The 13,317-nt window shown below is 68.3% G+C and carries 7 protein-coding genes; 3 read left to right on the forward strand and 4 right to left on the reverse strand.

Translation table 11 applies throughout. The annotated features are described in order from the left end of the window. Positions 1 to 105: 105 nt before the first annotated feature. The 3 genes from FBX97_RS23265 to FBX97_RS23275 all read right to left on the reverse strand — a co-directional run bounded on the left by FBX97_RS23265 (position 106) and on the right by FBX97_RS23275 (position 4,275). On the reverse strand, positions 106 to 1,503 hold the full coding sequence (locus tag FBX97_RS23265; RefSeq protein ID WP_141837190.1) for an MFS transporter: 1,398 nt from the start codon (positions 1,501 to 1,503) through the stop codon (positions 106 to 108). 72 nt (positions 1,504 to 1,575) lie between these two features. Continuing rightward, positions 1,576 to 3,318 carry a GMC family oxidoreductase gene (locus FBX97_RS23270; RefSeq protein ID WP_141837192.1) on the reverse strand — a complete coding sequence of 581 codons (1,743 nt, stop codon included), beginning with the start codon at positions 3,316 to 3,318 and terminating at the stop codon, positions 1,576 to 1,578. Positions 3,319 to 3,456: 138 nt separating this feature from the next. Then, positions 3,457 to 4,275: an alpha/beta fold hydrolase gene (locus FBX97_RS23275; RefSeq protein WP_141837195.1), complete on the reverse strand. Its 819-nt coding sequence runs from the start codon at positions 4,273 to 4,275 to the stop codon at positions 3,457 to 3,459. A 284-nt stretch (positions 4,276 to 4,559) separates the two neighbouring features. Between FBX97_RS23275 and FBX97_RS23280 the strand changes: the two genes are divergently transcribed. The 3 genes from FBX97_RS23280 (at position 4,560) to sbcB (ending at position 12,274) form a co-directional block, all read left to right on the forward strand. Beyond that, positions 4,560 to 7,568 carry a TonB-dependent siderophore receptor gene (locus FBX97_RS23280; RefSeq protein ID WP_141837197.1) on the forward strand — a complete coding sequence of 1,003 codons (3,009 nt, stop codon included), beginning with the start codon at positions 4,560 to 4,562 and terminating at the stop codon, positions 7,566 to 7,568. Positions 7,569 to 7,588: 20 nt separating this feature from the next. Then, on the forward strand, positions 7,589 to 10,615 hold the full coding sequence (locus FBX97_RS23285; protein WP_141837199.1) for a glycosyl hydrolase family 28-related protein: 3,027 nt from the start codon (positions 7,589 to 7,591) through the stop codon (positions 10,613 to 10,615). A 63-nt stretch (positions 10,616 to 10,678) separates the two neighbouring features. Beyond that, a complete protein-coding gene (gene sbcB, locus FBX97_RS23290) occupies positions 10,679 to 12,274 on the forward strand; it encodes an exodeoxyribonuclease I (protein WP_141837201.1) in 1,596 nt (531 codons plus the stop codon). Here sbcB and FBX97_RS23295 read toward each other — a convergent pair. Then, a complete protein-coding gene (locus FBX97_RS23295; RefSeq protein WP_141837204.1) occupies positions 12,255 to 13,316 on the reverse strand; it encodes a hypothetical protein in 1,062 nt (353 codons plus the stop codon). The genes sbcB and FBX97_RS23295 overlap by 20 nt on opposite strands. Position 13,317 lies beyond the last annotated feature (1 nt).

Below are 13,317 nucleotides of genomic sequence, written 5' to 3' on the forward strand. Positions count from 1 at the left end.
TGTTATTGCCCTGTTACAGGTGCCTGTCTCTGTGAAACCAGTATAGGGAGACAGGCACATCACGACAAATAATGTTTGTTTATCTTACCTATCAGTGTTTGTGATTCAGTGGGCCTGAGGCTCCTGCGGCGCGTCCAGCTTGCCGACGGTCTCCGGAATCACCATTGCACCGATCAGGAACAGTACGCTGATACCGCCCAGGAACAGCGCCAGGGTGTGCGGAATGTCGGTGGGCGACGGCGAGGCCAGCGACACGAAGGTCGGCATGATGCCGCCGAGCGCGAAGCCGATGTTCCACGACAGCCCGGTGCCGGTGGCGCGGATGGTGGTGGGGAAGCGTTCGTTCAGGAAGATCAGCAGCGGCGCATAGCCGATGCTGCCGAGGGCGCCGAACGCGATCACGCACAGCGCCAGCTGCACCGTGTCGGTCACGCCGGGCATGTACAGCGCCAGTGCCGGCAGGGCGAACAGGCGCAGCAGGCCGGTGCCCAGGAAGGCCTTCTTGCGGCCGATGAAGGTGCTGAGGTGGCCCACGGCGATCGAGGCGACGATCACGCCGATGCTGGACAGCATCAGGACGAAGCCGGCGGTTTCGCTCGGGGTCTTGTTGACGACCTTCAGGTAGGTCGGAAGAAAGCCCGAGGTCAGGTAATAGCCGCTGCCGCCGCCGATGGTCAGCAGCAGGTTCACCAGCAGGATGTTGCGGTACTGGCGCGAAAACAGCGTACGCACCGGCGACACCGGCTTGCCGCCCGCGGCGGGTGCGGCCGAGGCAGCGTTCGCGGCGCTGTTCGCAGCTTTTGCGCGCGCCTTGGCTTCCTGCAGCTTCTTGAACATCGGCGATTCTTCGAGCTTGCTGAAGATGGTAATGCCCAGCACCGCGCTGATGATCCCGGTGAAGAACATGCAGCGCCAGCCCCACTCGTCGAATGCATCGCCCGGGAACAGCGCCGACATGCCGTAGAAGGTCAGCGACGCGATCAGCGCGCCGATGCCGGCACCGCCACCGCCGATCAGGCCGGAAACGGCGCCGCGGTAGCGCGGCGCCACCGATTCGGTGCCGATCGTGTGCGTGGCCGCGACCACGCCGCCGACGAACACGCCCTGGACCAGCTTCAGGACGATGAACAGGACCGGGGCCAGCACGCCGATCGTATGCACGGTCGGCAGCACGCCGAAGGCGGCGGTCGAGACGCCGACGCCGACCATCGCCGCGATCATGGCGCGCTTGCGTCCGTGGGTATCGGCGTAGGAACCGAACAGCGCCGAGCCGAGCGGGCGCATCAGCAGCGTGACGCCGAACGACGCATACACGGCCGCCAGCGACAGCATCGGGTGTTCGGACGGGAAGAACAGCCTGCCGATCACCGGTGCCACGAACAGCAGGATGAACAGGTCGTACAGGTCGAGCGCCCAACCCAGGCAGGACGCGACCACCGCCCTGAGCACGTGGCGCTGCTCCTCGCGGTCGCTGATTGCTTCTTGATTCGCTACTATAGCCATGATCGTCTCCTTGTCATTCCCGGGGATATGGCGGTGCCCCGGGTGGGGTGGGGGACCGGTTGCCGCTGTGGTTCAGCGGTCTTCTGCCAGCGCGGTCGGGCGCTGGATACCGGCGGGGTGCCGCTGCGCCAGGATGGCGCCGGCGATTTTTTCGGCCATCATGATGGTCGGAATATTGGTGTTGGCGGACGGCAGGCGCGGCATCAGCGAGGCATCCACCACGCGCAGCCCGGCGACCTTGTGCACCCGTCCTTCGCTGTCGGTGACGGCGCTCCGGTCGTGCGCCGGCCCCATGCGGCAGGTGCCGCTGGCATGCCAGACGCCGAACACGCTCTTGCGGATGAAGGCGTGCAGCGCGGCCTCGTCGGCCACCAGCGAGGCCACGGTCTGGCCACCCGTGAGGAAGCGCTCGACCAGCCAGCGCCGCAGCGGCGCCGGGGTGTCGAGCCCCAGGCCCAGGATTCTGGTCAGCCAGGCATTCGCCGGCGTGTAGCGGCTCAGCGCCTTGACGCGCGGCGAGAAGGCGGCCGGGAAGAAGTCGGCGTCATGCCGGTGCAGTTCGGTCTGCTGCACCACCTCGGCCAGGCGGCGCACGCCGATCGCCATGCGCTGCAGGTCGCGTTCGTCGTCCAGCAGGTTGAGCGCGATGTCGGCGGGCGCCAGCGGATCGTTCGAGGCCAACTGCACGCGGCCGCGCGAATAGGGCCGGTTACACCACAGGAAGAACAGGCCGAGGCGGTTGCCGAGCGCATGCCAGGCGGCGCGGGTGGCGCTCGACATGTACATGTCCGAGCCGTCGCAGGCGTCCAGCCCGGAGGAGAAGCGGGCCGCGGTCATGCTGGCGCGGCGGCGCGCCAGCGGCATGCGGAATTCGGGGTCGAGGAAATGGCAGAAGGTCAGCGACGGGTGGTCCTGCAGGTTGCGCCCGACGCCGGGCAGGTCGGCGGCCACCGGGATCGCCAGCCGCTGCAGCATGGGGCCGTCGCCGATCCCGGCATGCATCAGGAGCACCGGCGACTGCAGTGCGCCGGCCGAGACGATGACCTCGGCGCCATCCAGGCGCAGGCGGTTGCCGCTGCCGTCGATCGCCATCACTCCGCGCGCGGTGGTGCCGTCCATCAGGATGCGCTCGACGCGCATGCCGGCGAAGATACGCAGGTTGGGACGGGCGCGGGTGGCGCCGTCGAGGTAGGCCGAGGCCGTGGTCACGCGGGTGTCGTCGATGTTCGAGAAGGCCGCCGGGAACATGCCGTCGCCGAACTGGGCGTTCTGGTCGTCGAAGTAGGGCAGGCCGCTGCCGCGCAGGCCGTCCGCGAACGCATGGCAGAAGCGCGGCCAGTCGGTCGGGAAGATGCGGCGGATCGCCACCGGGCCGGTGTCGCCGTGCAGCGGCGAAGTGCCGAAATCGAGGTCGCGCTCGAGCCGGCGGAACCACGGCAGCACCTCCGGCCACGACCAGCCGGCGGCGCCGGACGCGGCCCAGTCGTCGTAGTCGCGCGGCAGGCCGCGGTTGGCGGCCTGCACGTTGATGCTGGAGCCGCCGCCCATGACGCGCCCCTGTTCGTACACCTTGAGCGGCGCCGCGGCGGTGGCGCGCGCCTTCAGCTGCGGCCAGATGAAGCGTTCGCCGCAGAACACCGGCATCGGGTAGCTGTCGCGAATCTCGGCGGGCACCGCCCCGGGCGGCGTGTCGGGGCCGGCTTCGACCAGCGCCACGCGCAGGCTCGCATCCGCCGACAGGCGGTTGGCCAGCACGCATCCGGCGGAACCGCCGCCAATGATCACATAATCGAACCGCTCGTGGGCAGCCTGCATCTTCGTCTCCTGCTGTTTTGATGCGCAGCCGGCCGAATGCCCGGATTGCCACGCTGTTGCCATAGCGTAGCGTGGATGAACCATCTATTCTAATAATGTTTATTTATGCCAAATATCAGAATAGTTGATAACGAGATGTCATTCGGAAACATGCGTGTGTGCGGCGATGAAGCGGCCGGCCGCCTCCATGACGCGGTCCGGTGCGTCGCGGTGGGGAGAATGGCCACAGGCGGGCAGCACCAGCACTTGCGCGTTTGGCACCAGGCGCCCGATCCCTTCGACCTGTTCCAATGTGCCGTACTCGTCGTCTTCGCCCTGGATGGCGAGCAGCGGCACCTCGATGCGCGCCACTTCGGCACGGATGTCCCAGCTGCGGAATGCCGGGTCGAGCCAGACGTCGTTCCAGCCCCAGAAGGCCGATTCGACGTCGGCATGATGGCGCGCCAGGCGTTCGCGCAGGGGGCCGGCGAGATAGGCGGCGCGCGCCTCGCCGATCGAGGCAATCGACAGGTCCTCGACCATGATGTGGGGCGCCGCGACGATGACGCCGCTCAGCAGCCCGCCATGGCGTGCCGCCAGCAGCAGGGCGATCGAGGCGCCGTCGCTGTGGCCGAACAGCCAGGGTTTCACCAGGCCCAGCCTGGCCAGCAGTGCCGGCACGACTTCCCAGGCCTGTTGTTGCATGAAGTCGACCGGCCAGCGCTCGTCATGCGGGCGTGCCGTGGAACGCCCGTAACCGTAGCGGGAGAAGACCAGGCCGCTCAATCCATGGGCCCGGCACAGCCGTTCCGGGAAATCCTTCCACAGCGATACCGAACCCAGGCCCTCGTGCAGGAACACCACCGGCGGATAGGCGGAGTCTGCCACGCCTACCCAGTCGAGCTCGAGCTGCAGCAGCTTGTCTCTCCAGGGAAGTTCTACGGTACGGGGGCGGGCAACGCTGGCGGAGTCGGACATGGCGGGCAAGGGCAGGAACGAAAGACGCAGTGTACCCGAGACGCATGGCGCGCCGGCAGCCGATACCGGTATCGGTATCGCAACGGATAAAAAAGTTATTGGGCGAGTATTTACTTTCTAACTTAGAATTATTCGCAAGTTAGCGCTAACAAAGTGTTTCAGAACTTGTTCGGAAAGGAGGTCCAGACACCCAACAATCGATTCGCGATCAATGGAAGTCATCGACGGCCTGGCACCGGTGAGCCACACCGGGCCATGTGGACCACTATAAGAACGGAGACACGATGCATACGCCATTCCAGAAATCCCTGGTCAGCCTCGCGGTGGCCAGCGCCTGCGCCATCCTCGCCTTGCCGGCCCATGCCCAGCAGGCCCAGGACGCCCAGCCAACCCAGCAAACCGATGCGGCGGCCACCGGCGCCGCCACCCCAGCGGCCGAAGCGGCCACCGCGGCACCCGCCACCGCTGCGCGCGACACCAGCCGCGACACGGGCGCCGTGAACACCGTCGTCGTCTCCGGCTCGCGCATCGCGACGCGCGGTTTCAACCAGCCGACGCCGACCACGACCCTGTCCACCGCCGACATCGAAAAGGCCGCCAAGCCCAACCTGTTCGATACCCTGACCGAACTGCCGGCCCTGCAGGGCAGCACCGGCCGCACCACGAATACCTTCAGCACCTCGAGCGGCATCCAGGGCCTGTCCTCGCTGTCGCTGCGCGGGCTGGGCACCATCCGCACCCTGACGCTGCTCGACGGCCAGCGCGTGGTCGGCGCCAACGTCACCGGCGTCACCGACGTCAGCCAGTTCCCGCAGCTGCTGGTCAAGCGCGTGGACGTGGTCACCGGCGGCGCCTCGGCTTCCTACGGTTCGGATGCGATCGGCGGCGTGGTCAACTTCATCACCGACAAGAAGTTCACCGGCTTCAAGGCCAACGTCGAAGGCGGCATGACCAAGTACAAGGACGACAAGAACGGCACCCTGCAGGCCGCCTGGGGCAAGGGCTTCCTCGACGACCGCCTGCACGTGACGGTGAGCGGCGAATTCACCAAGCACCAGGGTATCGATGCGCCGCGCTTCGGCCAGGTGAATGCGGGCGGGCGCTCCTGGTACGACAATCCGGCGCTGCAGGAATCGACGCCGGCGATGCAGGCCGCCGGCGCGCCGCGCTACAAGTACATCCACAACGCCCAGCACATCCAGTACGCAAAATATGGCCTGATCACCAACGGCCCGCTGCGCGGCACCGCGTTCGGGCCCGGCGGCACGCCATACCCCTTCGAATACGGTACCGATTGCATGGGCAATTTCTGCGTCGGCGGCGACCGCTCCGGCAGCGTCGGCAACGGCACCAACCTGGCCATGAACTTCAAGCGCCAGGTGGGCTACACCCGCATCTCCTGGGACCTCGACGCCGACAACGAAATCTACGTCACGGGCAACTGGGCCCAGGTGAAGTCGGTGTTCCAGCCGAATCCGGGGGCGGCCAAGCAGGGCAACCTGTCGATCGCCTGCGACAACGCCTACCTGCCGGCCAGCCTGGTCGCCGGCTGCCTGTCCGGCTACCCGAGCGGCGCGATGTCGGTGGGCACCGCCAACGCCGAGTTCCCGGCCGATATCAACGTCCATCCGACCCGCACCCAGCGCCGTTTCGTGGTGGGCGCCGACGGCCGCTTCGGCCTGTTCGGCAAGGACTGGCGCTACGACGCCTACCTGACCCACGGCGAGAACACCACCGTCATCCACGTGCAGGACATCACGCTCAACCGGCGCTACAACTTCGCCATCGATGCGGTGCGCGACGCCGCCACCGGCCAGATCGTCTGCCGCAGCGCGGCGGCGCGCGCGGCCGGCTGCCAGCCGATCAACGTGCTGGGCGACGTCCCGATCAACCTGGCGGGCTGGAACTATATCGCGCCGGTCAACGGGCCGATGCAGCATACCGATTCGAGCCAGGACGTGGCCAGCCTGAACATCAACGGCGAGGTGTGGCAGGGCTGGGCGGGACCGGTGTCGATGGCCTTCGGCGCCGAATACCGGCGCGAGAAATATGCGGTGTACGGCGACCCCTACGGCGCCGGGGTGGCGCTCGAGTCGCCGTACAGCCCGAGCTACCGGTTCGATCCGACGCTGTCGGCCACCGGCGACAACTGGTTCGCGGGTAACTATCACAACGGCAGCGGCAGCTTCAACGTGCGCGAAGCCTACGTCGAGTTCAACATCCCTTTCCTGAAGTCGGACACCTGGGGTGAAGCCAACCTGAACCTGGCCGACCGCGAGGAGAAGTACAGCACCGCCGGCAAGGCCAGCGCCTGGAAGATCGGTGCCACCTGGAAGACCCCGCTCGACGGCCTGCGCCTGCGCGCGGTGAGCTCGAAGGACGTGCGCGCGCCCAACCTGTCCGAGCTGTATGCGGCCATGACCGTCACCAACCAGGCGGTCAACAACAACCAGGGCCAGTCGGTCCAGATCCAGCAGCGCAACGTCGGCAACCCGAACCTGAAGCCCGAGGTCGCGCGCAACAATTCCTTCGGCATCGTGCTGAGCCAGCCGAGCTGGGCGCGCAACTTCAACTTCTCGGTCGACTACTTCGACATCAAGGTCGACAACGTGATCAGCTCGCTGAACCCGCAGCAGGAAGTCGACCTGTGCTACGCCGGCAACCAGGAAGTGTGCGGCTCGGTCTCGATCAACGGCCCGGCCGGCAGCAACTACGTGCTGGCGCAGAGCTTCAACTTCGCCTCGCTGCATACCCGCGGCATCGACTTCGAGACCGCCTACCGCCTGAACATGGCCGGCTGGGGCCTGCCGGGCAACGTGACCCTGCGCGGCCTGGCTTCGCGCACGATCCACGCGATCTCGGATCCGGGCGTGCCGGGCACCACCCCGAGCGAAGGCGCCGGCAACATGACCGGCGCCACGCCGAAGTGGAAGGCACTGGTGTCGCAGTCCTGGGACGGGCTGCTGGACGGCCGCCTCGGGCTGACGCTGAGCGAGCGCTGGATCGGTGCCGGCGTCTTCAACAACGAGTACATCGAGTGCCGCAGCAACTGCCCGCTGCCGACCGCCGCCCACCCGACCATCTACGACAACCACATGCCGGGCGCCGTCTACATCGACTTCGGCGGCAACTACAACATCTCGAAGCAGGTGACGGCCTACTTCAAGGTGGACAACCTGGCCGACCGGGCGCCGGTGCTGGTCCCGCAGACCAACCTCAGCCTGGCGTTGAACCCGGCCGTGTACGACGCCATCGGCCGTACCTACCGCGCCGGCGTGCGCATGACCTTCTGAAGGCGGCCGTCACGATGGATATGACATTCAAAGACAAGCCGAAACATGCGGCCAGGGCAGCGCTGGCCGTCGCCTTGGCCCTGCACGGGCTGGGCGTGGCCGCCGCGCCGCCGTCTTCGGTATCGGCCTACCAGTCGATGCCGGAGGATGCGCGCGCGGTGGTGGTGCAGGCCAGAGGCGACGGCGTCGCCGACGACAGCGACGCGATCCAGCGCGCCATCGACGGCGCCGCCAACCAGGGGCAGGGCGGCATCGTGTTCCTGCCGTCCGGGCGCTACCGCATCACCCGCAGCCTGCTGGTGCCGATCGCCGTGCGCATCTACGGCGTCGGCAAGACGCGCCCGGTGCTGGTGCTGGGGCCGCGCACGCCGGGCTTCCAGAAGGGCGTCGCCAACATGCTGATCTTCACCGGCACCGACACCTACAACATCGGCGGCGTGGCGATGCCGGTGCCGGGCGCCGTGCCCTTCGATCCGGTCAACAAGCCGGTGCGCGACGCCAATTCCTCGACCTTCTATTCGGCGCTGTCGAACGTCGACTTCGAGGTCGGCGACGGCAATCCGGCGGCTGCCGCGGTGCGCATGCACACGGCCCAGCACTCGAACCTGTCGCACATCGATTTCCGCATGGGTTCGGGGCTGGCCGGGGTCTACCAGGTCGGCAATATCGCCTACAACCTGCGCTTTTTCGGCGGCCGCTACGGCATCCTGGCCGAGAAGACCTCGCCGGCCTGGCAGTTCACGCTGCTCGACTCGACCTTCGACGGCCAGCGCGACGCCGCCATCCGCGAGCACGAAGCCGCCCTGACGCTGGCCAACACCGAGATCCGCAACACCCCGGTCGGGATCGAGATCGACCGCGGCTACGGCGACTGGCTGTGGGGGCAGGACCTGCGCCTGGAAAACGTGTCGAAGGCGGGTGTCGTCATCAGCAACGAGAACAACGTCTACACCCAGGTCGGCTTCGAGCGCGTCAGCGCGCGCAAGGTGCCGACCTTCGCGCGCTTCCGCGACAGCGGCAAGCTGGTACCCGGCAGCGGCACCGACTACCGGGTCGGCGAATTCAACCATGGCCTGAAGGTGGCCCAGGCAGGCCTGCCGGGCGCCTTCGACACCCGCTTCGTGAGCGCGGCGCTGCCGGCCAGGGAGAGCACGCGCCAGGTCATGCGCGCGCTGCCGGCCACGCGCGAGTGGGCCAGCGTGCGCAGCTTCGGTGCCAGGGGCGACGGCGTCAGCGACGACACCGCCGCCATCCAGAAGGCGATCGACAGCCGCCGCACGGTCTACCTGCCGCTCGGGATCTATGTTGTCAACGACACCATCCGCCTGAAGCCGGACACGGTGCTGATCGGCCTGCACCCGGGCCTGACCCAGCTGCGCCTGCCGAACGGCTCGCCGCTGTACCAGGGCACGGGCACGCCGCGCGCGGTGATCGAAAGCGCGCGCGGCGGCGACGCCATCGTGACCGGCATCGGCATCAACACCGGCGAAGTCAACGACCGCGCCGTGGGCCTGCTGTGGCGCGCCGGCGAACGGTCGCTGGTGGACGACATCCGCTTCCAGTGGAGCGCGGGCGCCGCCACCGATCCCTATAAAAAGGGGCCGCGCTTCGACACCAGCGCGTGGTGGGACCGCCAGGGCCCGAACCTGTGGGTCGACGGCGGCGGCGGCACCTTCACCGGCGTGTGGGCGCCGGCCGGCCACGGCCAGGCCGGCTTCTACGTGACCAATACCAAGACGCCGGGCCGCGTGTACGAGCTCTCGGCCGAGCACCATATCCGCAACGAGATCGTGCTGGACGGTGTCGAGAACTGGGAATTCCATGCGCCGCAGACCGAGGAAGAGGTGCACGACGGCGCCGACTCGGTGGCGTTGGACATCCGCAATTCGAAGAACATCCTGCTGGCCAACCTGCATTCGTACCGGGTGACGCGTTCGATCAAGCCGGCGCCGAGCGCGGTGCGGATCGCGAATTCGAGCGGCATCCGCTTCCGCAACGTCGCGGTGAATGCGGAAAGCGGCTTCCCGACCTGCGACGAGAACGGCTGCACGGCCTACCTGCGCGCCTCCAAGTACGCCTACGAGAACGCGATCACGGACGTCACCAACGGGCTGGAAGTGCGCGAGCGGATGTTCTCGGTGTTCGACTACGACGGCGCGCCGCCAGCGGCCACGCCCACTGCCACTGCCAGGGTGGACAAGCTGCAGGACGGCTTCTATTCGATCGCCGGCGGCGCGGTCGACGCCGGCGGGCGCCTGTACTTCATCGACCGCCATTTCAAGCGCATCTTCAGCTACGCCGCCGGGGAGGGCCTGAAGACGGTCAGCGACGCCCCCATCGATCCGGTCAACCTGGCGGTGGAGCGCAGCGGCAAGCTGCTGATCCTGTCTTCGAGCGGCAAAGATGCCACGGTGTATGCGCTCGATCCTGCCATGCCGGGTGCGCGGCCCGTCATCGTGGCAGCCACGCCGGCGGCGCCGCGCGCGGGCGCGCGCTTGGCCCTGCCGGTGAACTTCTGGAACAACGGCGAATTCAAGGACCAGCTGAACCTCGACACCTACGAGTTCACCACGCTGGACGAGATGTTCGCACGCGACGTGGCGCAGGCCAAGACGCGCGAGTACGTGTCGCCCGACGGCAGCCTAGTGCTGCCGGCCTTCCGCGTGGTACGCCACGGCAGCCTGGACCACCTGGGCTACCGCTGGTCGGACACGCTGGATGCCAACGGCTTCGTCACCGCGCCGGTCGGCGGGCGCGCGGTCTTCACCAATGCCTCGCGCAACCTCACCTACAGCGCGCTGGTGGGCGAGGGCGGGGCGCTCACCGGGCTGGTCAAGGTGGCCGACCGCGGCGGCGAAAGCGCAGCCCTGGGGCCGGACGGCAAGGTGTACGTGGCCAACGGCCAGGTGTTCGTCTACGGCGCTGACGGCAAGCAAGTGGGGCGCATCGACGTGCCGGCGCGTCCGCTGCAGCTGGTGTTCGGCGGACGGGACGGGCGCACGCTGTTCATCCTGACGCACCACGCGCTGTATTCGACGACGATCTGATCGTGCATGGGGGATCCGGCACGCGGGCCTATAATGGCCCCGTGTCGATTCCTGCGCGCGCCCATGCACACCTTATTGGTCTTCGATTTTGAAACGACAGGCACGGATACGGTCCGCGACCGGCCCGTCCAGTTCGCATGCGTCCGGACCGACCTCGATCTCGAGATCGTCGGCAATCCCACCACGCTGCATTGCCGGCCGACGCCGGATCACCTGCCCGATCCGGCGGCCTGCCTGCTGAACGGCATCACGCCCCAGTTCTGCCAGGACGTGGGCCTGCCCGAACTGCAGTTCGTCGATGCCGTCCACCGAGAACTGGCCGCGCCGGGCACCATCAGCTTCGGCTACAACTCGATCGCCTTCGACGACGAGATCGTGCGCTTCATGTTGTGGCGCAACCTGATGGACCCTTACGCCCGCGAATGGAAGGATGGATGCCGCCGCTGGGACCTGCTGCACCTGGTGCGCGCCACCTACGCGCTGCGCCCCGACACCCTCGAATGGCCGCGCAACGAGGACGGCACGGTCTCGTTCAGCCTGGCGCGCATGAGCGCGGCGAACGGCCTGCTGCACCAGTCGGCGCACGACGCCCTGTCCGACGTGTATGCCACGCTGTCGCTGGCGCGCCGCATCCGCGAGCGCCAGCCGCGCCTGTATGCGCATTGCTTCTCGATGATCGACAAGAACCTGGCGCTGGGCGAAATGGATGTGGCGCTGCACCAGCCCTTCATCCACGTCGGCCGCAATAGCGGGCGCGCGGCCGGCGTGCGCATCCTGCTGCCGCTGGCCCAGCATCCGGTCAACCGCAACGAAGTCATCGCCTGGGACCTGGCGGCCGATCCGCGCCAGCTGCTCGACCTCGATGCGGAAACGCTGCGCAGGCGGCTGGCGCCCGCCGGCGACGAAGGGGAGGTCGAGCCGATCCCGCTGGTCTGCATCGCTGCCAACCAGTCGCCGCCGGTGTTCCGGAACCTGAGCGTGCTGTCGCGCGAGCGCGCCGCCGAACTGGAGATCGACGTCGCGGCCGCGCTCGCCAACGTGCCGGTGACGCTGGGCGTGCTCGAGACGGTCGACCTGGCGCGGCTGCTGCAGGCCGCGTTCGACCGCCCCGCGCCCGAATGCGATCCCGAGCAGGCGCTGTATGCCGGCTTCATCGGCAATATGGACCGGCGTGCGCTGGATACGCTGCGCACCATGGACCCGGGCAACCTGGCGGCTTTCGAGCTGGAATTCAGCGACCCCAGGCTGGGCGCGCTGTTCCTGCGCTACAAGGCGCGCCATTATCCGCAGGCGCTGTCGCGGCGCGAACGGGACAAGTGGGAAGAGTACCGCTTCGACAAGCTGGTCACCGGCGAGTGCGGCAGCCGCACGGTGGCGGCGGTGCGCGCCTCGGTGGCCGGGCTGCGCGGCCAGCCGGCCGATCCTGCGGCCGCCGCGCTCCTCGACGACGTCGTGGCCTGGACCGACAGCCTGGCCGCGGAAATCGATCCTTTCGACAGCGGCACGCCGGCGCCGCCGGTCGCGCCGGAAACCCTCGCAGCGCCCGAGGCCGCGCTGCAAGCGGTGCCGCCGCAGCAGCCGGTCCAGCCCGACTTCTTCGGCGGCGCCGACACGGCGCCGGCCCCGGCCAAACGCCGCGCTACGGCGCGCCGCCGCTGAGCAGGCGCGCGACGACCAGCGCCGGGTCGGTCCCGTCGTCGAAATCGAAGCGCTGGCGCCCGGTGTCGAACACGCCGCCGGCCTGTTCCAGCAGGCGCCGGATGTCGGCGAGCCGGCTCAGGTCCTGGATCGGCAGGTTCAGGCTGCTGCCGTCCGCTTCGAGCGCGGCCAGCTGTTCGCGCAATTCCTCGTCGCTGTGCGGCGCGGGCGCTGCCGCCAGGGTAGGGAGGGGCGGCAGGTCGGGCGGGGCGCCGGCGCGCAAGCCGGCCAGCACCGGATCGGTGCCGTAGACGGCCGCCAGCCGGCCCACCAGTTGCTCGACATCGAAGCTGCCGGCGTAGCGGCGACCCGCGTGGACCCGGCACCTGAGGAACAGCCTGCCATCGTCGCCGGCTTCGAGTAGGTAGTCGTCGGCCAGGTGGTCGACGACGGCCGGGCCGCAGATGCCGACGCGGTCGATGAAGTCCGTGAGCTCGCCTTCGGCCTGCACCCGCACCGGGAAGCCGGCAGCGAATACCCGCACGTCGCCGGGATCCAGGTCCGCCAGCCCGAGCGCCTGCGTGCGGATCGCGTCGCCGACGTGCAGGGACAGTTCGCCGCGGCCATGCGCCGGCACACCGGTCGCATAGCGCACTGCGCCGGGGCTGTCGGGACGCGGCAGCAGCAGGGAGGCGAACAGCCCGGCAATGGCCTGGTCGCTGAGCACAGTGCGATAGCGCGGATCGAGGGTGGCCAGGGTGACGCCGCCGCTCAGGCCGTCGGCCAGGCAGCGCTCGCGCAGCGCACGGTAGGCCGGATCCGCCTCTAGGGCCGGCGCGGGAAAGCGCAGTTCGCGGTCGATGCGCTGGCCGTCGTAGTCGTGGACGCGCGCCGCCCGGAATTCCTCGCGGGTCGACTCGGCTGTCGGCCAGCGCTTGTGGTAGGTCGCGAAGACCTTGCCGAGGCCGATGTAATAAGACAGGTCGTGGGCGGCTTCTTGCGGGCCGAGCGGGAGTTGGAGCTGGGCCGCCGATGCCTGTGCCGGATGCGCTTTTCGCTTCATG

Source organism: Herbaspirillum sp. SJZ107 (genome assembly GCF_006715485.1).
Taxonomy (GTDB): Bacteria; Pseudomonadota; Gammaproteobacteria; order Burkholderiales; family Burkholderiaceae_D; genus Telluria.

Excerpts from the sequence above, each read along its gene's own strand:
- FBX97_RS23265 (WP_141837190.1), bottom strand. The coding sequence starts at position 1,503 with ATGGCTATAGTAGCGAATCAAGAAGCAATCAGCGACCGCGAGGAGCAG.
- FBX97_RS23270 (WP_141837192.1), bottom strand. The coding sequence starts at position 3,318 with ATGCAGGCTGCCCACGAGCGGTTCGATTATGTGATCATTGGCGGCGGT.
- FBX97_RS23275 (WP_141837195.1), bottom strand. The coding sequence starts at position 4,275 with ATGTCCGACTCCGCCAGCGTTGCCCGCCCCCGTACCGTAGAACTTCCC.
- FBX97_RS23280 (WP_141837197.1), top strand. The coding sequence starts at position 4,560 with ATGCATACGCCATTCCAGAAATCCCTGGTCAGCCTCGCGGTGGCCAGC.
- FBX97_RS23285 (WP_141837199.1), top strand. The coding sequence starts at position 7,589 with ATGACATTCAAAGACAAGCCGAAACATGCGGCCAGGGCAGCGCTGGCC.
- sbcB (WP_141837201.1), top strand. The coding sequence starts at position 10,679 with ATGCACACCTTATTGGTCTTCGATTTTGAAACGACAGGCACGGATACG.
- FBX97_RS23295 (WP_141837204.1), bottom strand. The coding sequence starts at position 13,316 with ATGAAGCGAAAAGCGCATCCGGCACAGGCATCGGCGGCCCAGCTCCAA.